General features: G+C 40.9%; 29 protein-coding genes. 4 read left to right on the forward strand and 25 right to left on the reverse strand.

Annotation, left to right across the window (positions count from 1 at the left end):
- Positions 1 to 155: 155 nt before the first annotated feature.
- From EA772_RS01460 to EA772_RS01500, 9 genes are all read right to left on the reverse strand, one after another.
- Positions 156 to 1,283, reverse strand: a complete 1,128-nt coding sequence (locus tag EA772_RS01460; RefSeq protein ID WP_124910919.1) for a type II secretion system F family protein — start codon at positions 1,281 to 1,283, stop codon at positions 156 to 158.
- Positions 1,284 to 1,294: 11 nt separating this feature from the next.
- On the reverse strand, positions 1,295 to 1,771 hold the full coding sequence (locus EA772_RS01465) for a hypothetical protein (protein WP_124910920.1): 477 nt from the start codon (positions 1,769 to 1,771) through the stop codon (positions 1,295 to 1,297).
- Complete coding sequence (locus EA772_RS01470) at positions 1,758 to 2,123, reverse strand: PilW family protein (protein WP_124910921.1); 366 nt, start codon at positions 2,121 to 2,123, stop codon at positions 1,758 to 1,760. The genes EA772_RS01465 and EA772_RS01470 overlap by 14 nt, the downstream gene beginning before the upstream one ends.
- Positions 2,111 to 3,349: a hypothetical protein gene (locus EA772_RS01475; protein ID WP_124910922.1), complete on the reverse strand. Its 1,239-nt coding sequence runs from the start codon at positions 3,347 to 3,349 to the stop codon at positions 2,111 to 2,113. Before EA772_RS01475 ends, EA772_RS01470 begins: the two co-directional genes overlap by 13 nt.
- Positions 3,349 to 4,002, reverse strand: a complete 654-nt coding sequence (locus tag EA772_RS01480) for a hypothetical protein (RefSeq protein WP_124910923.1) — start codon at positions 4,000 to 4,002, stop codon at positions 3,349 to 3,351. Before EA772_RS01480 ends, EA772_RS01475 begins: the two co-directional genes overlap by 1 nt.
- 1 nt (position 4,003) lies before the next feature.
- Positions 4,004 to 4,711: a toxin-antitoxin system YwqK family antitoxin gene (locus tag EA772_RS01485; RefSeq protein WP_124910924.1), complete on the reverse strand. Its 708-nt coding sequence runs from the start codon at positions 4,709 to 4,711 to the stop codon at positions 4,004 to 4,006.
- 1 nt (position 4,712) lies between these two features.
- Positions 4,713 to 5,123, reverse strand: a complete 411-nt coding sequence (locus EA772_RS01490; protein ID WP_124910925.1) for a hypothetical protein — start codon at positions 5,121 to 5,123, stop codon at positions 4,713 to 4,715.
- A gap of 80 nt (positions 5,124 to 5,203) precedes the next feature.
- Positions 5,204 to 6,082 (reverse strand): hypothetical protein, encoded by an 879-nt coding sequence (locus EA772_RS01495; protein ID WP_124910926.1) that lies wholly within the window; start codon positions 6,080 to 6,082, stop codon positions 5,204 to 5,206.
- Between the two features lie 71 nt (positions 6,083 to 6,153).
- A complete protein-coding gene (locus EA772_RS01500; protein WP_124910927.1) occupies positions 6,154 to 6,999 on the reverse strand; it encodes a LytTR family DNA-binding domain-containing protein in 846 nt (281 codons plus the stop codon).
- 349 nt (positions 7,000 to 7,348) lie between these two features.
- Here EA772_RS01500 and EA772_RS01505 point away from each other — a divergent pair, with 349 nt between their 5' ends.
- Positions 7,349 to 8,065 (forward strand): LytTR family DNA-binding domain-containing protein, encoded by a 717-nt coding sequence (locus tag EA772_RS01505; protein WP_124910928.1) that lies wholly within the window; start codon positions 7,349 to 7,351, stop codon positions 8,063 to 8,065.
- 616 nt (positions 8,066 to 8,681) lie between these two features.
- Here the strand turns inward: EA772_RS01505 and EA772_RS01510 are convergent.
- The 6 genes from EA772_RS01510 to EA772_RS01535 all read right to left on the reverse strand — a co-directional run bounded on the left by EA772_RS01510 (position 8,682) and on the right by EA772_RS01535 (position 14,317).
- Positions 8,682 to 9,692, reverse strand: coding sequence for a hypothetical protein (locus tag EA772_RS01510; protein ID WP_124910929.1), 1,011 nt, complete (start codon positions 9,690 to 9,692; stop codon positions 8,682 to 8,684).
- A 6-nt stretch (positions 9,693 to 9,698) separates the two neighbouring features.
- Complete coding sequence (locus tag EA772_RS01515) at positions 9,699 to 10,580, reverse strand: hypothetical protein (RefSeq protein ID WP_124910930.1); 882 nt, start codon at positions 10,578 to 10,580, stop codon at positions 9,699 to 9,701.
- Positions 10,577 to 11,377 (reverse strand): hypothetical protein, encoded by an 801-nt coding sequence (locus EA772_RS01520; protein ID WP_124910931.1) that lies wholly within the window; start codon positions 11,375 to 11,377, stop codon positions 10,577 to 10,579. Before EA772_RS01520 ends, EA772_RS01515 begins: the two co-directional genes overlap by 4 nt.
- A gap of 989 nt (positions 11,378 to 12,366) precedes the next feature.
- The gene (locus EA772_RS01525; RefSeq protein ID WP_124910932.1) at positions 12,367 to 12,546 is read right to left on the reverse strand and encodes a hypothetical protein; all 180 of its coding nucleotides are present in this window, start codon (positions 12,544 to 12,546) and stop codon (positions 12,367 to 12,369) included.
- Positions 12,547 to 12,733: 187 nt separating this feature from the next.
- Positions 12,734 to 13,315: a hypothetical protein gene (locus EA772_RS01530; protein ID WP_124910933.1), complete on the reverse strand. Its 582-nt coding sequence runs from the start codon at positions 13,313 to 13,315 to the stop codon at positions 12,734 to 12,736.
- Positions 13,316 to 13,861: 546 nt separating this feature from the next.
- Positions 13,862 to 14,317 (reverse strand): RadC family protein, encoded by a 456-nt coding sequence (locus EA772_RS01535; protein WP_124910934.1) that lies wholly within the window; start codon positions 14,315 to 14,317, stop codon positions 13,862 to 13,864.
- A gap of 323 nt (positions 14,318 to 14,640) precedes the next feature.
- On the opposite strand from EA772_RS01535, the gene EA772_RS01540 reads away from it, so the two are divergent.
- The 3 genes from EA772_RS01540 to EA772_RS01550 all read left to right on the forward strand — a co-directional run bounded on the left by EA772_RS01540 (position 14,641) and on the right by EA772_RS01550 (position 17,167).
- Positions 14,641 to 15,087 carry a LexA family transcriptional regulator gene (locus EA772_RS01540; RefSeq protein WP_124910935.1) on the forward strand — a complete coding sequence of 149 codons (447 nt, stop codon included), beginning with the start codon at positions 14,641 to 14,643 and terminating at the stop codon, positions 15,085 to 15,087.
- Positions 15,065 to 16,309 (forward strand): Y-family DNA polymerase, encoded by a 1,245-nt coding sequence (locus EA772_RS01545; RefSeq protein ID WP_124910936.1) that lies wholly within the window; start codon positions 15,065 to 15,067, stop codon positions 16,307 to 16,309. The genes EA772_RS01540 and EA772_RS01545 overlap by 23 nt, the downstream gene beginning before the upstream one ends.
- A 153-nt stretch (positions 16,310 to 16,462) precedes the next feature.
- Positions 16,463 to 17,167, forward strand: coding sequence for an SOS response-associated peptidase (locus EA772_RS01550; protein ID WP_124910937.1), 705 nt, complete (start codon positions 16,463 to 16,465; stop codon positions 17,165 to 17,167).
- 115 nt (positions 17,168 to 17,282) lie between these two features.
- Here EA772_RS01550 and EA772_RS01555 read toward each other — a convergent pair whose 3' ends face one another.
- The 10 genes from EA772_RS01555 to EA772_RS01600 all read right to left on the reverse strand — a co-directional run bounded on the left by EA772_RS01555 (position 17,283) and on the right by EA772_RS01600 (position 24,209).
- The gene (locus tag EA772_RS01555) at positions 17,283 to 17,462 is read right to left on the reverse strand and encodes a histone H1 (RefSeq protein ID WP_124910938.1); all 180 of its coding nucleotides are present in this window, start codon (positions 17,460 to 17,462) and stop codon (positions 17,283 to 17,285) included.
- Between the two features lie 86 nt (positions 17,463 to 17,548).
- Entirely contained in the window at positions 17,549 to 18,526 is a 978-nt protein-coding gene (locus EA772_RS01560) for a hypothetical protein (protein WP_124910939.1), read from the reverse strand.
- 131 nt (positions 18,527 to 18,657) lie between these two features.
- Positions 18,658 to 19,707: a conjugative transposon protein TraM gene (traM, locus tag EA772_RS01565; protein ID WP_246834021.1), complete on the reverse strand. Its 1,050-nt coding sequence runs from the start codon at positions 19,705 to 19,707 to the stop codon at positions 18,658 to 18,660.
- Positions 19,708 to 19,725: 18 nt separating this feature from the next.
- A complete protein-coding gene (locus tag EA772_RS01570) occupies positions 19,726 to 19,935 on the reverse strand; it encodes a hypothetical protein (protein WP_124910940.1) in 210 nt (69 codons plus the stop codon).
- A 3-nt stretch (positions 19,936 to 19,938) separates the two neighbouring features.
- Positions 19,939 to 20,553 carry a conjugative transposon protein TraK gene (traK, locus tag EA772_RS01575; RefSeq protein WP_124910941.1) on the reverse strand — a complete coding sequence of 205 codons (615 nt, stop codon included), beginning with the start codon at positions 20,551 to 20,553 and terminating at the stop codon, positions 19,939 to 19,941.
- A gap of 12 nt (positions 20,554 to 20,565) precedes the next feature.
- The gene (gene traJ / locus EA772_RS01580) at positions 20,566 to 21,777 is read right to left on the reverse strand and encodes a conjugative transposon protein TraJ (RefSeq protein ID WP_124910942.1); all 1,212 of its coding nucleotides are present in this window, start codon (positions 21,775 to 21,777) and stop codon (positions 20,566 to 20,568) included.
- Between the two features lie 20 nt (positions 21,778 to 21,797).
- Positions 21,798 to 22,424, reverse strand: coding sequence for a TerB family tellurite resistance protein (locus EA772_RS01585; protein ID WP_124910943.1), 627 nt, complete (start codon positions 22,422 to 22,424; stop codon positions 21,798 to 21,800).
- Entirely contained in the window at positions 22,411 to 23,058 is a 648-nt protein-coding gene (locus EA772_RS01590; protein ID WP_124910944.1) for a hypothetical protein, read from the reverse strand. The genes EA772_RS01585 and EA772_RS01590 overlap by 14 nt, the downstream gene beginning before the upstream one ends.
- Positions 23,045 to 23,725 (reverse strand): conjugal transfer protein TraI, encoded by a 681-nt coding sequence (locus EA772_RS01595; RefSeq protein ID WP_168187464.1) that lies wholly within the window; start codon positions 23,723 to 23,725, stop codon positions 23,045 to 23,047. The genes EA772_RS01590 and EA772_RS01595 overlap by 14 nt, the downstream gene beginning before the upstream one ends.
- A gap of 133 nt (positions 23,726 to 23,858) precedes the next feature.
- A complete protein-coding gene (locus EA772_RS01600) occupies positions 23,859 to 24,209 on the reverse strand; it encodes a hypothetical protein (RefSeq protein ID WP_124910945.1) in 351 nt (116 codons plus the stop codon).
- Positions 24,210 to 24,218 lie beyond the last annotated feature (9 nt).

Here is a 24,218-nt window from a genome sequence, read left to right on the forward strand (position 1 = left end):
TTTTTGCCGTTAAGGAAAATGCAATGAAACCATTGTATCGTTCAAAATTTTTATATCATAGTTTGGAATTGCCTTACTAACTCATCAACGCTAATTTGAAGAAAACAATTTAGTTGTTAGATAACTTGCAGGGGATGCCATTTATATAAGTTTTCCTAAAAACTGTTACTCATCTGGAACATAGGCAGGTACATAGCAATTAAAATCACCCCGACAGCCAAACCTAAAAAAATAATGATCAAAGGCTCGAGCAAACCACTGATGGCATTGGTTTTATACTCCACTTCCTCGGTATATTGATCTGATAACTGCTCAAAGAAATACTCCAGGCGGTTTACCTCCTCGGCAATGCGGATCATCTGGATGAATTTTTCTGGGTAAAAATTATGTTTAGCCAGAGCATCAGACAAACTGCTACCGACCAATATCTCTTTTTCCGCAGCTGCCAAAGAATGTTCTATAGGATAAAAACTGATCATCTCCCTTACCATTTTCATCGCCTGTAATAGCGGAGTGGAAGTTCCTGTCAGCAGCCTCATCGTGTTGGCCAACCTCGCTAGATAAATCTTTCTAAGGATATCCCCAACCAAGGGAATTTTAAGCATCAATAAAGCACTCCCCCGCTTAAACCAGGGCTTACCTTTGTTGATGAAATAAAAGATCACTACCGCTATAATGAAAACCAAAATGAGGTAAATATAGCTATCCAGCCACTCGGAAATTCTCAAAATCAAACCCGTGATATAAGGCAGCTTGCCTCCAAATCGCTGAAAAACATCTGCAAACATGGGCACCACAAACTTGATCATAAAAAAAATTGCGGCTAAAGAAGTACTCAGCACCAGCATCGGATACGTAATCGCTGCAATGATTTTGCGTCGCTGAGAAATCCTGGATTTATAGTATTTCGACAATTCTCCAAGCACCTCTCCCAGCCGTCCGGTCTCTTCGCCAATACGCACACTGAAATATTCGTACCTACTGAACTTTTGCTCACCTTCAAGCGTTTCAGATAGCGACTTGCCCTCAACCACCTGTTTTCTGATGGAAGCAAATAACAGCTCGTCCTTTCCTTTATAAGAGCCCATAGTTAATTCCAGTGCCGTAGAGATGTCAATGCCGGAGCGGATCAATGTACCTAGTTCGTTATAAAACCCTTGCTTCCTTTTGTCCGGCAACTGCCCATCACCAAAAGACAAATCTCGGTTCATAAAGTCCAGCAGACCAACGGCAGTATGCTTTGTTCTTACCTTTTTTTTATGTTGGAAGCTTGAAATATCCATCTTGTACGTATTTATTTAAATAACTGGACAGCGCTATAAACCCTTCGAAAGTTCATTGGGATTTCCACGCCCTTATCTATTTGAACAAAAAAATCAAGTTCATTAATTGTATCGCCTGCGATCCTATCCTGTCCATCAAACCCCATCATCCACGATGAAGGACTTAAATGGAATGTATCTGTATGAAGATATTTTATTTCCCTTATTACCTTATCTTCCTCAAACACGTAGCCTACTGCCATGCTATCTCCGATCAGCTCAATTCCATTATTGCGCGCAATAATGATGGAATGGCTGGCAAAATCCTTAATTAAAACATGCCGAAGCGCAAGTGCCTGATCATGAGATTCGTTTTTTAAACGGAAGGTTTGATAATAATTATCAATCAATCCATAAGCGGTATAGCAAACTGATATGACAATGGCAGACAAGAGCATCGCCACAGTGATCTCCATAAGTGTGTATGCAGAAAGTTTATGGCATTTCATCCTGATCTTTTAAAATATATTGAAACCGAACCTCCGCAAGTGTCCGTCCTTTCAACTCGGCTTTGATCTTGAGCGCACCAACACCTTCTACACCACTTTCTAAAGGTTCTATTTGATAGCTGATGCTGTCTATATTCAGTACCCCCCTTTCAAAAGTTTCCGATTTGATTAAATCAATTTTCATCTGTTGCATTTGCTGAATGGCTTTAATCTTTTGAGAAGACACCCCGCTATTGAGCACATTGGTAAAAACAGTGACAGCAGTGGTAAATACCCCTACGATGATCACCATGGCGATCAAAACCTCGATAAGTGTAGCACCTTCTAGTTTGCTGCTTCTTAATCCAACCATTTCAGCACCTTACTTTTTCCAGGTTTATCGGTAAATATGCCGGAAGTGAGAAAATAGCTGCTTCGGGCTCTTCTATTGAAAACCACATCAATTAAAAAGTTTTCGTACAAACTTACCTTAGTCTGCATTAAAAATCTGTTACAGGACACTTTGCCATTTAAAATAAAACCCTTGCTCATTTTAACCACCCCGTCAGTATATATCTCTCCATTGATGGTGTTGGATTCACCAAAGGATGTCATCAGCGGCAGCAAGGACTTACCCTCCATGGCAGCAAACAGCACACCATTGAACATCAACTCCTTACCGGTAGTTATTTTACCCTGTCCGACTAGTTTTTGTTCTGCCACCAGACCCACTACGCTTGGATAATCCAAGGTTACCTCATCCCCAATGATGATGGAGTCCCTGGCAAAAAGCTGCGCATTTCCCTTGAACCCTGCTTCTATATGGATGGATCGGGCGAAAAGCAGCACCCCCTCAAGCCGGCAAGTTGAAGATAACACCACGGCGCTATCCGCATAGAGAACGATATGTCCTGATAAACTATGTTTTAAAACCTGATCTGGCCTCACCCTGAACCTGCTGACCGAATCCAAAAAAGAAACTTGCAAATCATGCTCAGGTAATTGTCTCAGCAAAATACCAGACTTCTCCAGCTCCATGTCTAAACCCGCTGTATAGGCTTTAACCAGTGGTTTTAGTTTGCGACCACTGTCGCGGATTTTCCCATCCACCATATCATCCCGGGAATACGCCCTTCCTTCCGCATAGGATTTTCGCATGCCTGACTTTGGCACTTCAACATCCCCAGTGATCCGGGTATCCCCACTGACCGAAAGCGGCCTGTCCTCATCACTTAAATAAAGGGTAACACTATCTGAATGCTTATCCATCCCAGTCAGAAAAGCCTTTTTTAGCGTATCCGAGAACACAAAACTTTTTACTACAGCAAGATCAAACACTCCCCATGCCTTCTTGCTAATTGACACACTATCTAGTCCATCCCCATAAAGATCGGTCTCATAAGCCCCATAACCAGTACCGAGCTCCACAGCAAGCACCCTGGCCTGGACGGATTCCAAGTTGTTAACCAACCTGATCATTCGAAGTTCTTTCGAATAACCATTGCGGTAATGAGCTGCCAGCATGATCAGTGAAGCGCAGAACACTGCAATGAAGAACGCAACTACGATTGAGAAATAAAGCGCCCCTGCTTTTAGCATCAGCGTTTATCTACCTTACGTTTAAGCGCCTTTATTTCTTTTGATTGTGCAATCAGGTGCAAGGTCAGTTCCTCCACCTTTTTAAGCAAAATCCTATTCATCTCCCCCAGCTCAATTCCATTTGCCTTCACTGTGGAAGCTGAAGGGAGTTCGGGCAAATGCCCGTTTAAGCTGATAAACTTTTCGACCGCTAATAGCGACAGTGGACGATAACCTTTTTCAAACACATAATCCGGCCAAACTCCACCTTCCACTTTAACCTCCCTTGCCTTCACCAAGCCATTTACTGCCAACCGTTCCGCTCCCATTGCCTCAGTACCTATGCCTATCTTTCCGTCACCATCTATTACCATGTGCGCATAATATTTACTATCCCTCCAATTATGGCTCCCCACAACAAAACGATCACCCGGCTCACCATAATCATCTCCGATACATACCCGTAAATCACTCATATTCACCGCCCTGTTGAATCTGTAAATAGAGAGTTCATCACTGTTAGCTTGCACCCCTCTAAAGAACAAGCTATCTCCATTTCCCAATGAAGCGCCGGCATCCTGACCAATACTCAGGCTACCGTTAATGGTTTGGTCCTGCGCACTGACGCCTAATGCTGCCAGCAGCAATAGCCCTACAAAGAATTTCTGTTTCATTTTAATTTCTTTTTTTATTTGGTTTAGGCTTTGATTCTTTCTTTAAAAAATTTTCACTAGAAAAAGTTGAACTTCCAGTTTTAACTGAATTGCCCAGTGCTCCTTGAGCATTTGTTTTTTCTTTGCTCCAACCCATTTTCTTTTTAACCCAATTTATAGGACCACTGTCCTTTTTAATTTTAATCACGCCATATTGATAACGAATCATGCTTATGCTGTCCCCGGAACTATAGCTCATCCATTTACCTTGTTTTTTACCCTTGCGATATTTTCCTTTTTCAATCAACACCCCATCCTGTCCATATCGTTTAAACAATCCCTGTAAAAGCCCCTTGGAAAAATGAGTCTGCGACAGAAGCATCCCATTTTCTGTCCACTGGTTCCATTGCCCTTCTTTGAGTCCTTTATTAAAAGATCCCTTAACCTTCAGGTTTTTATTAAGGTAAAATTCCCTATATTCTCCCTGCAACAATTTCCCCCCCATGCCGCCTTGTGTTACATTAATCTTATTGCTGCCGTACCAGTGATACTGCAATCCTGACCGCGCTTTGAATACCCTGTCCATTCCTTCATGCAAATGAAAAACAGCCTTATAATCAGCGTAAGTTATTGTATGACTATATTCCCCGATTTCTGCATAGGACCACTGGCTCCAAACCAGCGTAGAACATGCAAGCATTTGCAATAGACAGATATAAAAAAATCTCATATTATTTAACCGATAAATATTTAACAGACTGCTGATAACTAACCTTGATTGAATCCCCCCTTTGCATGATAAACTTCAGACCGGATGCTGACTGACCTTCAGATAGCATCGCTTCCTTTCCATTTATGTTCAGGATAGCAATATTTTCTTTAGTCTGCGGATTATAAATCCTGCCTGTATAATGGATAGCGGGCCAGTTAACCGGGGGCTTTACGGGTACAACTATATCTATTTTTTTGTCCGGTTCACTGTTTACTATAAATTCCTCTTTACTATCATCACCTTTGAGAAACGGATCGCCATAATCCAGTTGCAACACAACCGGATCATATTGGTGATCAATCAGGTTGAAATATTTTTCCTTCACTTCTCGAACATCAGGTAAATCCATCTCCTCTTCTCCCGTCTGCATAAACACCCTATAGAAAATAATACCCCAGACACCGAGAGCACAACATACCAGGAGATAGGTCGTTCGTTTATTACGCATTGCTACTGAATAAAAAATGAGCGGTAATCACTATAAGGCCCCAGATTTCCCGCCTTGTCCATAGCCCTTACTCTCCAGATAAGCTTTTCTCCGGGATTACCAAAAGAGAAACCATGAGAATTTGCAGATAAGCGCAATGGGAAAGTATTATTAAGAACGCTGACCGAGTCACTTTTATAAACGAAAAGCTGGTACGCCACTGCATCACGCTCTGCTGTCCATTTCAAACTTACAGGCGAAGAAACGGTACCGGAATTGGCAGGAAATTCCAGGTTAACCTTTGACGGTGGCGTAGAATCAAAAGTTAATAATCCAGCCGTGCTCCACTTCGAATTTTCCGTAGCATTTTCCGCCCGAATCCGGAACTGATAATGACCTTCAGTCACAGGACTAAAAATATAAGTCTGGCCGTCAAGCAAAACATTCAGCAACACTTTAGATTCATCCACGAAATTATTGGTATCTATCTGAAGTCGGTAATTCAAGGCTCCAAAAAGCTTCGGCCAGCTGAACATAATATCAGGCTGGCTGGTAAGCAGTCCTGTTGCAGGACTGTTCAATCGCAAAGACTGTTCTTTCAAGCTCGAAGGATAGACAACGAACGCATGGGTAGCATATTCCGTGCGACTGCTGCCATTCTCTCCCCTAACCCGCCATTGGTAATGCCCGGGATCCAGCGTAAAAATAAACTTATCAGTTTTCACCAAAGTATCCAGCACCAATGACGCTGCACTGTCAAATGAAGGCGTAACCACCTGAAGACGGTAAAACAGCGCATCATCCATAGCCTCCCACCAGAAGATCTGCTGATAAACAGAGGTTTCAATCCTATCAGATGGCGAGAGCAGCACCATATGGCGTTCCGCCAGCGAATGCTCCATGAATTCCGAGCAGGCTCCAATTACGAGAACCAGAAATAATCCCAAACCAAAAAGTATCCTTTTCAATGAGATCATAACAGCCCACCCTCCAAACCGGAACAAATTAAAAGATCATAAACGAACATTCCGATACCAAAAAAAACAGATGCCGGCCGCGAGATATCAAATAATGGCGGCGACTGTTTGTGCTTTTTGATCATCCGCTGGTTTTTTCGATCGAAAAAAGGTTTGCGGTAAGTATTACCAATCAAGAGCTTTTGCGATTCATCATTGTTCAGCGTAACCATATTACCTTCCACCGACGTAATTTTGTGCTCATTGATAATATGGGATTTATGGATCCGGATAAAGCTCGAGCCTGACAAACTCTCCTCCATTTCTTTCATTGAGTTATGGCAGGAATAACGTTGGCCACCAACCAAATGCAGCACGACATAATTCTGAAGCGCCTGAATGTATAGCAACTGATCGCACCTGATGAGCACTTCTTTAAAACCCTTTGAATCAGTCTTGATGAAAAAGGACTCAATAGATGCTGGGGCATGATGCAAAACCATTGGCTGCGATACCCTGCGGAAACGGTCAAATTTTCCTACACTTTTAGCAAACCGGGTGAAAGACACCGGACTCAGCAGGTAATCAAAAGCCAAGTGCTCAAAAGCCTCAAAAGCCATTTGGGCATCTTTGGAAACGAAAATTACCGTGGAAATCCCTCTGATAATATTCAGCGATTCCTCATCTACAGGCAACATCGATGCGTCCAAAAAAACAATATCCGGCTTCATGCTATAAAGCTCCTGTAATTCATTCGGGAAATGCATCGCATAACCTAAAAGCTCACTAAGTGAATAATTTTTAATGTGTGCACAGAGCGATTCAACCGTCGATCGTTCACCAATAACATAACAATTTATCATATCGGGCGTTAATTATCATTTCTATGTTTTAACGCTCGGAACTGCAGAACGCCATAGTTGAGATGAAAAAATGCTTAATACATTCTTGAATTTCAGCCTGGATATTCATTCAGCATGAGAGCGTTTATAGGGTTTTTAGTTTGTTTGTTAATGACCGGACAGCCTGACCTGTTTCTAAAAACGAATATCATACAAATGCTGATTTAAATTCAGGAATTTATATCAACCACCCTGATATTTTATACGAACCCATATTCACCTACAGTTTTCAACTTCCGGAATTGATAAATTTGTAAATTTCTATCTCTATTTTTTTTACCGATCCCCATAAGATACGAAGCGATATTGGATGCCCTATTTTTGCATAATCATTGATGATGACATCAATGTAATAGAACAACTAACCGAATATATTGAGCGCTCAGCCAGTCTTGAACTATCTGGCGCATTCACTGATCCGCAGATGGCTACCGAACACCTGCTGTCTCTTAACCGCCCGGTTGACATCCTTTTTACAGATGTCGAGATGCCACACCTGAGTGGCTTTGAAGTCGCGCAGCAAACGGCAGGTAAATACAACAATCTGATTTTAGTAAGCGGACACATGCATTATTCTCTGGAAGCCTTCTTCTTGCAAGCCAAACACTTCCTGGACAAACCAATTAGCCCCAAGAAATTTGACCGCGTCATCAACCACGTACTCTCAACAATGGTTACTATAGAAAACTTTATGATGATCCGGCTGAGCGGTAAAAACCAGGCTATGAAAGTGCTTCACAATGACATCATCGCCATTGAAAGCTGGGCCAACTATCTAAAAGTGTACACTACCACTAAAACTTATGTCCCCTATGGATCTTTGACCGACGTGATGGAAGAACTCGCTCCAACAGGCCAATTCATTCGCATCAGGCGATCCTATATCATCAACACCGATGCCATTGAGCTAGTCAACCGATATAAAATCACATTACAAAACGGCATCACGGTCTCAGTGGGCGAAACCTATCAAAAAAATTTTGATGCCTATTTTGAAAATAATATCAAACGCAGGAAATTCAAATAACAGACATTGCAGATGGCAATTTCCAAAAACTGCATTTCAGAGTTGGCTATACTGATATTACCTTATACAATGGAGGAATGGCACCTCTGGAATGTATGCTGCTAATAATGGTTATCAGATGAATTGGTAGACCTATTATCCTTTGTTGAATCGTAATAGTCAATATATTTCCACATTTGCGCAAAACAGTTTGCAGCATAGAATACCGATCTATTTCGGTTCTAAGCAATGAGATTGACTATTATAGTTAAAAGTTATAATTGCCATAAAAACTTTTTTTTTGGCAGCTAATTTCTTTATTAAAACTTCAGGGTTTAAGGCAGTATTCCCGAAGTCTATTGCTGTTTTGCTAGGTATTGATCTTGGCATCTGCTCCCTAATTGTATTACCCTTTTCTGCTAAATGCAGCACTAATTTTCAAACTTTTTAAACAGTAACATTTTCATTTTACTAAGCGCAATACAATTCTTTTCGGCCTTTTTCCCTTTGAGTCTCTGCAGCATAAGCTTACCTCACTTTCTATATCTTACCAGTGTGTTGATCTCCTCCATTATATCACCAATAATCCGTTCAATTGGCTGCTTCAACTTTAATTCTGTTGGCACAGATTTTAATATTAATTAAAAGTTTTTGTTGAGGCATTGGATCCATGTCTTATAATTTCCTCCAGAGCACCTAACCTTTCCAAAATACTTTTCTGCTCCTTTTTGGATTGGATATTATCCTTATCCCTTAATTGCTTTAAAACATCTATTTCATCCTCTTTCTCTATAAGATGAAGAGTCAGTTCCTCGATTTTTTTAAGCAATACTTTATTTACTTCACCAAGAGAAGCGCCCTTTTCTTTCACCTCTTCTGCTGAAGGGACCTCTGGGAGATGTCCGTAAGTATCAATGTATCGTTTGATATCCTTTAGACTTGCTTTTTCATAACCCTTTAAAAAAACATAGTCTGGCCAGTTTTGGATTTCCACTTTGATTTCGTGTGCTCGGATCTTTCCGTTAACAGAAAGTTTTTCCCTTGCTGAAGTTGTTCCAATAGCTACATTTCCGCCATTTGGACTAATCAAGATGTCACCCCCCCATTGTGTTAAATTAAAATTATGAGTTCCAATAACCACTTTTCCGCCAAATCCTGTTCCAACGACAAGTCGGTCAGAGGCATTATCATTTCCTCCGAAGTCAGCAGCAATCCAACCCCCGGATAGATTGGGATCTTGTCCAGTATTGAATGAATTTAATGAATTGCGACTATTTGAATTAAAAATTGCTGTAGAGGATTTTACTCTAACAACATTAATATTCCCATTCACGTCAAGTTTTTCTGAGGGATTTGTTGTGCCGATACCGACATTGCCTCCCTGTGTGTTAATGAAAGTAGGACCCTGGTTGTAATGGTTGATATAAGTAGCAAATCCCGCTTTTGAATCCAGATGCAGGTTCCCATTGGTAGTGGCAATAAATGCGTGATTGGTGATCTGGCCATTTCCACCAACCTGAAAGTATTCGCCCCAATTACTATTCGGACCATATAAATGATATTGATTTCCTGATACAGGCAGTGCTTGCCCCAAAGTATTTAAAGAAACAATCATTAATAAAAAGATATAATTTACTTTCAGTTTCATTGATTATTATTTAGCACGATTTTCCATTTTTTCTACTTTTTCACTGAGCACAATGATGTGTAGCGTAAGTTCTTCTATTTTTTTTAACAGTATTTTATTCATCTCACCTAAGGAAATGCCATTTTCAGCGATATCCTTAGCACTCGGAACTTCCGGCAAATGCTGATTATCTTTTATATAAGCAGATATACTTTTTAATGATCTCAATTCATAATCAGGAGCGAATACATAATCCGGCCAATTATTAGCTTCCACTTTAACTTCCTTAGCCCTAATATTACCATTTACACTTAGCTTTTCTTTGGGAGACGCAGTGCCTATGCCCATGTTCCCATCCGCAGCTAAAGTTAATGCCTTGGTCTCATTATTGCCCACTGAGAATCCGATTCCGTCAAATGCTCTAATTAAAAGATTATTCCCTTCTCTTTTAAGTCCAGCAATGATATTTCCTCCCAAATCGCTATGCTTTAACCAATAGCCGTCTACACTATTATATTTAACATCAACGGATCCTTCAACCTGTAACTTAGATGTTGGTGAGGAAGTACCTATTCCAAGATTACCTCCTATTAAAGACATCATGGTCTGCCCCATATCACCCCAACTATGAGCACCTGTCATCGGGTTTCGCTCCCACCACGTTCTGGTATCTAATTGTGGTGTAAGAAAAGATATGTCTACAGAAATTCCGTCGTGAACAGAGGCTGTATACCAATCATTACCATTATTGTTTCTATAAAGCCACTTCTTATTCATTAAGTTATTAGCCATAGTTGAGCCACCTATATTTGAAATTTCAAATGAATTTCCTTGTAACGCCCCTAACTGAGCGTATACGTAAATTGAAGCGATATTTAAAAATAAAATAAGAATTGTTCTTTTCATCATTTCTTTGACTTTTTAGGGTATGAGGATATCTTTATTTTTTCGATTTGAGTTTGAAATTCCTTAAACAATGCCAGTTGATCTTTTTGATTTTTCATAAGAAGGGAATTTTCTTTAATTAGCATTTGAATATCTTCATCTTGATTAATGGCATACAAAGTAAGTTCTTCAATTTTGCCTAAAAGTTTCTTTGTCATATCCCCTAATGAAATACCATGTTCTGAGGCTTCGACAGCCGATGGAATATCCGGTAAGTGATGATTTATGTTAATATAGTCTCGCAATTTAGTGAGCGTAATTAAGGGATAATCGTTGGTAAAAACATAATCCGGCCAGTTATTCATCTCTATTTTGACCTCCTGAGCTCTAATCTTCCCCATTACAGAAAGCTTTTCCTTCGGTGAAGTAGTCCCTATACCTACATTTCCATCAGAAAGTACAGTCAATCTTGCATCAGCTAAATTCACACTTCCCGGACTATCTGTATTTTCCATGGCGATATGGAACTTTCCTCTTGCAGATCCAGATACGCTTTCATATATTAAAGCCCCTTTTTGATAGTCAGTTGTTTGTGTATAATCTCCAAATCTGATCATCCCATAATTTCCAGTAATGTGAAAATTGGACCTCAGAGAAATTAAGGGGCTAATAGTGGTATTATGTATGGAGAAAATATCCACATAACCTACAGGGGAAAGTGTACCAATGCCAACATATCCTGTTGTTGGAAAGGTGTTCTGTGCCCTTGTCATAATAGCAGAAAAAATTGTGCAAACAATCAAAATATACTTAACGTTCATGATTTTACTTTAAAAATTTGGAATTGTGTTTATATGATTAAATCTATCGGCAATTTCCACATACATTCTTCTTTATACACTTTATACTTAGAGCAATGGTACATTATAAAGAAGCATAATTACACCTTCAATTTGCTTTCATACAAACGAATGCTCAAATTGGGAATCTCTGCATAAGCTACTAACGATCAACAATCTATTTAAAGCAGATACTTTTACGGCATTAAAGTTAAATCTGAGAATATTAGATTGGAAGAAGTTCAAAAAAGCAATTATGTAAATGAGTGCGGTTCGACAAATGACAATAACATTTCGATAACTACCAATACTAAAATTGTTTGTTTTCATTTTGGATTAATTGCTATTTAAAAAGCGTTCTTTTAACATAAAAAGGATTTAAATACACTTGGAAACACAAGTTTATAAGTCGAGGAAGTTATAATTATCTATTGGTTACGAATATATTTCCTATTAACGAATTAATAAGAGTTATTTGACGAACTATAGAATTTAGATGACGAATGATAGCAATCTAATGATTAAACCAAAAAAGATACCCTAATTAGATAAATCACAGTTAGTTGACCCCTTCCACCAATGCTAAGTTAAATTTGTCGATTTATTTTAGATACTTACAAAAAATTAAAATTTGTCAAGGTGGGGCCTGAGAAAATGGTTTGCGCATATTTACCCTCGCGCCGATGTCTCTGCCAGGTGTAATTCCGCTGGGCAAACCATTAGCGTAATTATTGACACCCAAGAGTGGCTCTATTCCACGTGACTGTGCATTGAGATAGTAAAAGTTTAAATTCCTACGAGCAAAATGCGGACACTTTTCAACGGTACAGTTCAAACCTGCAAATTCTAATGCGCCATGCTGGCTGGACAATATTCGATAATTGTGACGATGCTGGGCTATATTTTTGTTTTACTAAAAAGATACTGCGTTTATGTGTCCATTAGTTGTAATGCAGGCTGTGTGGAATTTTTTAGTTGTTTTTGTTCCTCATTTTTGTTGTTAGGATTTCTGCATTCATCACTTTCACACTGGGCGTATCAGTCATTAGAAAGCGGGATTGTTTTTCCATTTCTTGTAGGGTATCATTAATATTTTCGTGCCCTGTCTGTACCTCGATACGGATGATAAAAAATAGCTCTTCAGTTTTCATGGTAATTTTATTAGGATATAGTGTGAGAAATTAGGTGTGTTAAGTTATCAAGTACTGTGTATTTTATTTTCTGCAGGTTTTTGACATATCCTTCCGGATACAAAATCTTCAGGTAGTTTAATAATGTGTTATATGCTGCATTAGAATTTTGGTTACACCCTGCCCAAATGGACAGGATATAAATCAATTATCCGGGTAGTATAATTTCAGCTTCGATTTCAGCGAGACGATTTGTGCATAAGTCACGTACAAATAGCGCAACAGCTTTTATAATCACTGGATTTTTTGTTGAAAACTTATTCCGCTTGTCGTCTGTGATTTCGAGTTCACAGCCCTGGTAATAGTTTGAAGTGTTGTCTTCGGCTTCTTGTTTTTGCTCAATCTCAAATTTATCAAGATTGTCAATGGTGTGAACCAGTCTACCTCTTTGCACCATTCGCCGGTGAAGTTCCTCCACCAATTTTAAGGTACTTTCTAAATTTAATGCTGGTTTTCCGTCGGTTGTTTTCGGTTCGTCCCTTCCTTCGCTAATCGCTGGTAACTGGGAGACAGCATTCTGGAGCTTTGGCATTTCGATAAATTCTTTTATATTCTCGATTTGCAAGTCAGCTGCGCTTTCTTTTTTGTTCCTTTGATCTCCTTGCAGGGATTTATTATTGTCATTTAATTTTGCCTTGCCTGCCAAAGGTTGATAAAATGGGTTCTTGGCGTCTTTGATATCCAAGAATTCTGCCTTTGCATGGATGTTATTAATACTTTGATTTTTCATGGTCTTTAATTTTAATACTTCTTGTAAATTGTTTTAATGATCTTCCTTGTATGGGATAAGTTTCCCGTGTGCGCTTATTAGTGCAGGCATCGGATCGGTGGGCTTCTGTTTTTTAATAGGTTCATGGCTTGATTATATTACGTTTCAAAATCAGTCGGCAGGAGCCTCCTGGCTTTTTGCTAAGCCACCTCTCCTTGATACCATCCAGTTTGCAAGACAAGACTTTGCGAAAAACAAATACGCTTTCAAGCGCAGCGAGAAAGGAAGATTTTTTTTCAGCAAACCCTTTAGGGAATGGTCTTGCCGGCAAACGGATTGTTCAGAAATTTGCTATTCAAAACGCCTATAGGTTTTTTTATTGATTTCAAAAAAGCAGAAAGCGCAAGCGGTGTTTGTTTTCACCAGATATCAGCATGAATAATACTACTATGGAATCCTGGTCCAGTTCCATTCCCTTTATGAAAAGAAAAAACATTCCTTGGTTAGATAATGAGCAAAAAATGAATAAAAAATAAGCTCCTACAATCCATTGCAGGAGCTTAGCGATCAAATCATTCCCTCATCTTTGAAACTATAATATTCATCAGCACAAACAATGATGTGATCGAGTATATGAAGATCAAGCAATTTCCCTGCTTCGGTAAGCTTCTTTGTTAATCTGATATCTGCCTCACTTGGGCTCGATTCGCCAGAAGGATGGCTGTGAGAGAGAATGATCCCACTTGCACAGGCTTTCAGTGCAACAGCAAATATTATCTTTGGATCGGCTACCGTCCCAGACATTCCACCTTGAGATATATTCACGATGCCGAGTACCCTATTCCTCCGGTTTAATAAAATGATTTTGAACTCTTCAACAAGCTCGATCTTGTCCAGATCCCAATTACTCATCAGTATGTCGTAAGCTTTATTCGAGCAATCTATCTGAGGACGTTCTAGTACTTTGAATTTGGGTTTGTAGCTGATTTCTATTTCAGCAAGCTGATAAAATAAGTTTTCCATAATATTCTGATTTAATTATGGTGCCTCAACTGGTTTGAGTTCCGCCAAAGCGATTGAAGCAACGGAATAAATGGAAAAGCGGGTATGGAAACAGGCGGGTTTATGCCGGAATTTCAGTCGTGTGCCGGAAAGCAAACCTAAATTTGCAAATGATTAAATGATTCCCTTTGACCTGTCTCAACATGGATTTGTAGCTTCTGAAGATTGCCCAGAACTGTTTTAATGCTAATAAGACCTCCTGATTACAATAGGTAATGCATGTTAATAACTAAAACTTATTTTGCTAATATTTTTAGTATTTTTGATTTATTAAATGTTAGCTTATGATAAGAGAATTAGAGATACCGAAGAATGAATTAATCGACACATTGGATAACCCAGGTCGGGTTTCAGGATTTATTTCTCCTGCAGAGGATTATAAACAACGACGGTTACATATCGCACAAAGGATTGTAAAGGATCCAACCAATACTTTTTATTTTGAAGCGGATGATGATCAAATGCGTTACTATGGTATCATGAAAGGCAGCATCATTATTGTCGATAAATCGGTAAAGATTTCATCTGGGATGCTAATTGTATGTAGCGTGGATGAGGAATGGCTAACCAGGAAACTTCTAATTAAAGGGGAGAATACTTTTTTGTGTTTAAATGATAGTATGGATGCCTGCTTAAATGTTACAGGCAAGAATATTACTGTATTTGGTGCCGTAACCTGGACGTGTTTACCACATTCAAATCAAACTCATGTTCGCACTGGCAGATTGTAATAATTTTTATGCCAGCTGCCACAGGCTGTTTGAACCTAAATATAACGGTTTACCTGTTGTGGTATTAAGTAACAACGATGGATGCGTTATTGCCAGGAGTAATGAAGCTAAAGCCTGCGGCATACGAATGGGTGCCCCCTATTTTAAGATACGCGACGAAATTAAAAAGCATCATATTGCAGTTTTCAGCAGCCACTACACCTTATATGGCGATATCAGCGCAAGGGTAATGACTAATTTGGCCAGGTTTACACCCGATGTAGAGGTGTATAGCATTGATGAGTGTTTTCTAGGATTAAGCGGTATTCAAAATCTTAATGAATATGGCAAGGAGATCAGAGAAACGGTGATTTATAACACCGGCATCCCGATCAGTGTAGGCATTGCCCCTACCAAGGTTTTAGCGAAGGTAGCCAACAAAACCTCAAAGAAGTTCAATGGGGTCATGGTTTTGGAAACACCTGAACAAATTTCCGATGCATTGGCTGATTATCCGGTAGAAGATCTTTGGGGCATAGGCAGGCAGTTCAGTCATAAGTTGATCAGGGACGGGATTGAAACTGCGGCGCAGTTTAGAAACCTGCCGATGGATTGGGTACAATCAAACATGACCATTGTCGGCCTAAGAATGTGGCGCGAGCTATGGGGTGAAAGTTGCCTGCCACTCAAAACCGTTCTGGATCCAAAAAAGGGAATGTGTACCAGCAGGGCATTTGGCAAACTCACGACCGATTACACTGAACTGAAGGAAGCGACATCCAGCTATGCTGCCAGATTGGGCACTAAACTTCGAAGGGAGAAACTTTGTACCAGTGTAATTTCTGTACGGTTATTAACTAATAAATTTGGGCCTGAAGCAGCACAGGCCTATCCTGCCATCACTATTCCACTGGAACACCCGGTTAATAACACGCTTGACTTGGTAAGAGTTGCACTACATGGCCTTAAAAAGATTTACAGGCGTGGTTATCTTTTTCAAAAGGTTGAGGTGACAGCCACTGGTCTGATTCCGGAAAAGGAAGTTCAGTTGAACATGTTCAGCGAGTTTAAGGGTATAAAACATGATAAAATTTCACGGGTGCTGGATCAGGTCAACATGCATTATGGGGCCGGAACATTGAAAATGGCCGGAGAAGGCATGGAACAAAAGTGGACAATGAAAAGACAGTTTTTAAGCCCGTGTTATACGACAAACTGGAACGACATTATTAAAGTTAAATGATATGAAATTATTACTGAATTTATTAAAAGAATATTTATTGAAAGAGGCAGCTACCTTAAATCAGATCAAAGATAAGCCAAAAGGAAAAAAGAAGAAATAAAACCCTCTTAATGATCAGGTTGTTGTATTAACAAAAAACTACCTATCATTATTATGTGTGCAAGATATACTTTAACCGCTGAGGAAAAGGAAATACTCAAAACGCATCCACACCAAATTCAAGGAGAGTGGACACCTAATTATAACCTCGCCATTACACAGAAAGGCTTAGTAATCACAGCAGACGAGCCCGACATCATTCAACAAATGGCCTTTGGCATTGTACCTTATTTCGCCGACAGCCTTAGACTTACGCGCGATACTTGGAATATTAAAAGTGAAACAGCGATGGACAGTGTATTGTGGCGTCCACTTTTGGTCAATCATAAAACTTGCCTGGTCATGGCCGATAGCTTTTACGAGTGGAAAGAATTAGGTAAGGGCGATAAGCAGCCTTATCGTTTTACAGTTAAGGATAGAAAATTGTTCTGTTTTGCAGGTTTGTGGTCGCAATGGGTCGATCCGGAAACCAATGAGAAGTTTCGTACCTATGGTATCCTGACTACTGAGGCGAATCCCCTGGTGGCAGAAATTCACGCCAAAAAACGTATGCCTGTGATACTTACCAAAGCCGAGGAAGAAATATGGTTGAGCAAGACCCTACCTTTAGCCACGAAAATGACTGTATTGGATACTTTCCCTGCCGAACTGATGAAAAGAGTAAAGGTAAGTAAAAGGGTAAACGCAGTGTCGACGACAAAAAAGCCAAACAATGATTCGGATTTATTGCTTCCTTTAAATACCGATGATGATGTTTAATTCCAATTTGAAGGTCTTTAGACACCTGTGAAGGAATAAGAAAAATATGCAGATCAATATAAAAAGTCCCGGCCAATAGCCGGGACTCTTAGAATTTCCCAAAACAGCGAGCTTTTTATTTTGCGCTATTTTTCTTTTCTGTTACCTCTGCTCTGATTTCCTGAGCCAAAACTTTAAGATCTTGCATCGCTTTACGGACACGTGTACCTGCAGCGCCATTGCCACCATCATAAAATTTAGTTGCATCAGCTTCAATTGCCGATACCAGTTCTTTTACTTTTTCAAACTTTTCCATAACTGTTTCTTTTGCTGACTAAAGTTATCAGCGTTTATTAAATTTACTATTAGTTCAAATACAAACCGCTAAAATACAAAAAGCGCTTAAACGCCCAAGCCCTGATTGGCAGAAACCTCTTTCCCCTTTGATTTTGTTACAGCCTTATTGATAGATGTTTCCTTAAGGAACTGTTCCCTTTTCTCAGCTCTACCATTTCCGGCAAACATATTCAGCTGCGAATAACGCGGCACTGCTTCCACCTGCAACTTCACCTGCTCCCCATTTTTTTCTACAGTTATAGATGCGCGATCACCGTTTTTCAATTGGGCTTCCAGTTTTTCTCTTTCCTTTGGATTCTCCAGTTCTTTGATATTGAATTTATCAAGCACCTCTTTTAAATTAAATCCGTAAGATGGATCATGATATTGGTTCATATTGAAATTCATGTGGCGATCACGCGGCCCGTCGAGATCAAGCTTCATCCAGGCTTTATAAGGCAATCCGCCCTGGGTAAGCATATCCTCACGATATACTGCCCTGCCTTCAATCAGGTTAACAGATTGGGAAGCGGTGAAACCTTTCCCTCTTTCTACCCAGATGGTTTGTGGCAATGGCGGATTGCGAAAAATCCTTCCGAATTCCTTGTCCACATAGTTAATCTTTCCTTCTTCCATGGTGGCCAGCCTGGTTTTATGGGCAGCATCTTTGCCCACGGAAAGCTCGGCATTTCCGGTATGCTTTTTAAACACCTCAATGGCTTCAGCTACATTTTCTCTTTTAAAAACATTATTTTTCCCAGCCGTTTCGCTAGGAGAGATCACCAGATACTTTTGACCAGCCTCTAAGGGTTTGCCTTCATTAAGTGCCACATCATATTTATTCAAATAGTAATTTTCGGATTGGCCGGATTGCTTAAAATAAAGATTAAGGTCAATTTGCCCTTTATATCCGTTGATCTGGTCCTTCAAAACAAATTCAGGAAGATTAGCTTTCATATTGTCTTCCATTTTTTCCTGCAGCTCCTTACTAAAGCCAAGTGCTTTCATCTCAGACTTGAGATTTTCTAAGTTGTTTAAATTCATGATTACTGTTTTATGGTTTACGATTTGCGCTTCCACGCATTAATTTTCTATGAGATAGCGATTATGGCTCTAGAAGCCTAAATGTTCATTTATGATCAATAGCCTTCACTCAACCGATATCAAAGCTTATGTTACCTGCTAACTTGGTTGTTCCGAAGCAGGATGGGAAACCCTGCCTTCACTTTCATTTTCACCCGCCTTACCTTTTTGGAAAAAAGTCCTTTGGCAGCATCTATACCTGCGCCAGCAACTTGAGTTCCTATTGACTGATCCATAGTGAGCAACTGCAGACTCCGCACTGCATCATCCGCTCCGCCTGATATTGCGTTATCTACGATGGCATCTGGTGCAGCAATTCCCTTAATCCCATCAAGGCTATAGATAGACAGGTCAACCGGAACGATATTGTTATGAATTCTGATGGTTTTAATATCGACCAGTAACCGCTGGTTGGTCAGGTTGCAAAGTCCAAAGATCTCGTGCCCCTTTGGAATTAGCATTCCGTTAATGGTCACGGTGTCAGTAAGCATCAGTTTAAGCACTGCGCCTTGCGTAAGGGTTTGCTTTGCAGCAACCTGGGCTGGAATGGCAGCGAATTTTTCCTCCGGCGCTGCAGTGACCTGTTTGATATAGGCATCACGCACACGATCAGGGTGCTGAATATCCAGCACCTTTTCCAGCATACCGGAAAGCTGCTTCATTTCCTGGTCTTCACCGTTGCCTGCTTGCATGGAGGACATCAATTTTTCAAGCCTGTCAACATCGCTGCCCATTCCCGGGACTTTTATATTTCGCTCACGTGCAGCCGACAAGTCTCTGATATTAGCGGGCGCATTGAGCTGTGCATTTAATTGTTGCAGTTTAAGGTTAATATCCTTAGTCGGATCTGGTGTTGGTGTCGTACTAAATCCAAATCGGCCTGCTACTTCTTCCAAATGTCCAGCATTTGTGCTGGAGGAGTCATGCTGCGTGCGCTGATAGATCTCCATTTTATCGGTCTGCTTTTCCTTGCCAAAGCTGGCGTTGGGAAGTGAGGCATTGATGCCTGCATTTTCTACGGGCTTATTCTGAAAGTTTTTTCCACCACCCAGTGCGTAGAAGCCAAGGGAAAGAAATGGCATGATCAGTATGGGTAAGACGAGCAGGATTTTTCTTTTGTCCCTGATTTTTTTGTTATTCATATTTTATAGGTTAAATCGTTAATAAATAGCGCTGATGATAAGCTTTAGTAATAAAGCACTCATTAGGGTCGTGAAACTAATCAGCATAGCCAAGAGCACTTTTAATGAAATTTCCCGGCATTTCGAATTGAGATGGTCTGCCAATTTCCTTTGCCTTGACAGCATTTTTTTGCGCAAACCCGCAACTAGCGTGGGTTTGTTTCCTTCGATATTTGATTGCTTTTCCATTTGCTATGGATTTAAAGGTTCATCATGATTATCAAGCGTTTCCCAGTGCTGGATCAGAAAACCATGCGGGTTGTTATCTGAGCGGGAAACATTCCTTAAGGTACCGGCGGTAATGAGCTTACGGGTGAGCGTTGAAGTTGCCCTGATCAGTTTCTGGGTAGCATAGCATTTGAAGCGGTATGGGTAATCAGCGAGATCAAGCGAAGTGCTATCAATAACAATCTGCTGGGAGATATTTGCGGCGATCAGGTTGTTAAAATAGCCTTTCTCTTTGAGGTTATCGTATGCCTTTTTAGCGCTTTCATCTGCCAGGTTCAGCGCGGAGGATATATTGGCTTGAATCACTTTTTCATCAGGGTCCAGCGTAAAAAAGTAATGGTGAAACATCTTAATGTGATCCCTTACCTCTACAGCAATGTTGTCCTTACGATCAGCAGAAACGGCCTCCAGTACCTTGCCGTTGGCAAGAATATAAACGGTAGCCCTTGCCCTGGCTGCGGCGTCAAAGCCCTTATAAATCGCAAAGCCCGAAATCATTGTGCAGGCAATGATAAGAAAGATGCTAAAGCGTTTGATATGGCTAAAAGCAGTGTCGATGTTTTTGAATTGTGTAAACATAAGTTTCAATTTTTAAGCGGATTTACCAGATATCTTATCCTTTTGATGGCTGTTCTGATCAGGAAAATAATCGCCCTGCGAAGCGGTGGCGTAGCTTTGTGACTGCATACGGGCACTATCCCCTAAGGCATCGGCAACCATTCCACCAGCCCCCATTGCAGCATTTGCTCCTGACCGGGGTGCAGCGATCACCATGGAGTTTACCTTGGTGAGAATAGTGTTTCCACCACCTGCATGCACGACATAATTGGCCACGTTTGGTACGGAGAAATAGCCTACGATTCCGATAATGAGGAATACGAGGTAAGCGGTATCCGTGGCGGAAAAGAAAGTATCACCCTGCGCCTCAATCTGGGCCAGATCCACTTTAATCATATTCTCCTGGATTTTCCCCAGAATGCTTCCGAAGATATTGGCAATGGGGAGCCAGAGAAAAATATTGATATATCGGGCGAGCCAAACGCTCAAGGTTTGCTGGAACCCGTCAAAGACCGCAAAACCAAAGACTAAAGGTCCTAGAATGGCAAGTACGATCAGGAAAAAAGTTCGGATGGTGTTGATACAAAGGGACGCCGCGGCATAAAGCACCTCCAGCACTTCCTTTAACCAGGATTTGATGGAATTGCGCAGGTTATAGCTTTGTTTTTCCATCCAGAATTGCATCGAATTCCCTAATCCGTCGAGAAAGGATTCATCCTCTCGTCCGGGATCAGAAGGATGCGTGTATTTATACCATTTATCGCTATCCCCCTGCCCGCTTTCACCAACATACATCTGCCAGTTTTTAGACTTTTTGATAGCAGCCTCTTTAATTTTCAGCAATCTTTCAATAGCAAGGTTACTATCGGCAACCAAGGCGCCGGTCGCTATCACAGTAGGTTTTAATACCCCGTTCATAATCCCCAGTACCGCAGGAAACATCATGATACATAAACCAAGCGCAAATGGGCGAAGCAAGGGGTAAAAATCAATGGGTTCCGCTGCGGCAATCTGCCGCCATACCCGGCTTGAGATGTACCAAAGTGCTCCAAATCCGGCTAACCCCCTGGCCACATCAATTAGCCTGGAGCAGAGTGGCACCATATCATCATATACCTTTTCCAGTACGGGTTGCATGCCAGCGAGTTCGCCCGCAATCCCCTGTCCAAATACCAGTTCTGGAAGCATAAACAAGACAAGGGCCAAGCCTGTCCCCTTAAAAAAGGGACTATATATTTTTTCCATATCCTTAAATTTTGATTGATCTAAAAAAGTTCCTTAACGCCTTTCAGATCTGCTACCGCAGATTTTCGCTGGAGCAACAGTTTCCCCGCATCCCGGTTGAAGCTCCGCAGGAAAGTCAGCTTGTCAAACGTATCCAGATAAATACGGTCAATCGCATCCAGCCGTTCGGCATCATTCATTCGAAGCGAATTTGCGGTGATGACAATAGTCAGCTCATCTAAATTATCCATGCTTTGGGAAAATAGTCTGCCATAAAGTTTTGCGAGGTAATCCAACTCCGCGGGACTGAAAAGCCCAGAAGTATTGAAGTTTTTAAAAGCACTTTTATATTCCGAAATGATATCCTTTTGGGCAGTGATGATGTCTGCCACCCGGCGATACTTTCGCACCTCTGGGCTCACCGCCATGAGTCCATCAAGAAAAACCTCATGAATGGAAAAATTTCCTTTCGAAATATTCTTGACGGCATTGTAGCCTGTTGAAATCACGGTATATCCTTTTTTCATATCGGAAAGAATGTTCTTTAACTGGCTGAGCTTTTCCACGTTCAGTAGCAATTGCTGCACCTCGGTGGACTGGGCCTTTGTGCTGGACGTAAACAAAAGAGTCAATATCAATACGACAGCCCAAATTTTACCTATTTTCATACCATACCTCCATTTCTTCTAAACTTTTAAGTTCATGGTTTTTTTCATTTGCAAGTGATCTTGCGGTGCCAACAAATCGCAGCGCAAAGGATTTTTTGGTTTGCATGGATTGATAGAGTCGATCAATCCTGATGATACGCTCCTCATCCCCCATCTCTAGTCGTTCAGCAGTGAGAATCAGGAGCAGTTCTTCCAGATCGGTCATGCATTCAGAAGATAGATTTTGCTTTACCATTTCCACATACCTAGAACTCACGGCGGAAAGCCCATCAACTGAGTGGAGAGCACTGAATGCCTGGCTAATCAGTATCTGCATCTTAATAATCTCTGCAATTCTGACATCCTTGCTTACCAAAGGGCTTACGGCCTTTAGTGAAGAGAAAAAAGTACCGTGCATATCAAACTCGCCCTTCGCAGCTCCTTTAATGAAAGTCAATCCGGAGCTTCCGATTTCATACCCCTTTTTCAGGTAACCTGCATAAAGCTTTAGTGCAGCGAGCTGTTCGACCAGGTATTTTTGCTGGGTCTTTTTTTGGGAAAACCATTCTGACCAGGTCTGCGCATGCGCACTAAACCCCGATATGATTAGTACCAGCGCAACAAAAGCCGTTCGAATCAATCTAATCCACGCCATACAGCTCCTTTAATTTGGCTACCTCATCAACAGAAGTAGAACGCTGAATACTCAGGCTTATATTGCCGGAATTATACTTCCTCAGATCAGTGTAGTTCTGCTCCATCTTATCAGCCGCAGCATTAATAATCTCCAGCCGTTTGGCGTCACTCATCTGCGTTTTAAAAGAATTGACAACGAGCAGCACCTGATCCAGGTTCTTGACACTTTCCTCCAGAATGCCCAGATAAACCTTTTGCATCTGATCCAGCTCATCCACGCTGAAGTGTTTATCCTTTTGAAAGAGCCCGATGGCCCACTTGTATTCATCGACGATGGCCACCTGTTTGACGGTAAGTTCCTTTACCCGTTTATAATAGGTAATGGCGGATTTCACTTTCCATAGCGAGGAATAATATTCCGAATATAGGTCCTTTTGTTTTTCGGTCCAGTCGGCGATTTCTGTCAGCTTCAACTTAGATAGCTGGTTTTCCAGTACCTTCTGCGCATTTTGCAGCCATATCGTCTCGTTCTGCAATCGCTGCACCTTGAGGTCTACTGCGCGGATGACTTTCTTGACACCGGCCTTGATCACCTCCAATACCGCAACCTGCGCGGTTGCGCCACTGGGCAGCCCTACGCAAATGGTCATGGCACTGACCGGGAGAATTACCATATAGTTTTTCATAACTCTTTTAATTTTAGTGCCGAGGCAACCCAGATTTTTAAATGGATTGCCTAAGGCGTTTCTGATTTTGGCGGTACATGGCCTTGTACCTGAATGATGAGATCTCATATATTTATAATTATTGGATGATATTTTACTGTTTAGTATATTTCCGCTTACCGATAAGGATAAATCCGGAATCCGGATAAATGGTAATGTGCTTTCCTCTTCTGAGCTCATACAAAGTTTTTGTACCTTCGTCGTAGATTGCATTCCATTCTTCGCTTTCATGCTGGCGCTTACCGGTTTTGACCTCACGGATCAGGTTGTATCCGGTCTTGCGGTGAAGCAGATAGTTGTTGCTTCCGGCGGATTCTACCACCAGGGTATCATCGGCCTTACTTAATTCCCCAGTCGCTGAATTGGTATAAAGCCCGGGAAGGAATTTTTTAGCTGGATCCTGTCGACACGCGTAGAAAGTGAGGCTTAATAGCACCAGTAGCATTCTTAAAAG

This window comes from Pedobacter sp. G11 (genome assembly GCF_003860265.1).
GTDB classification, from domain to species: domain Bacteria; phylum Bacteroidota; class Bacteroidia; order Sphingobacteriales; family Sphingobacteriaceae; genus Pedobacter; species Pedobacter agri.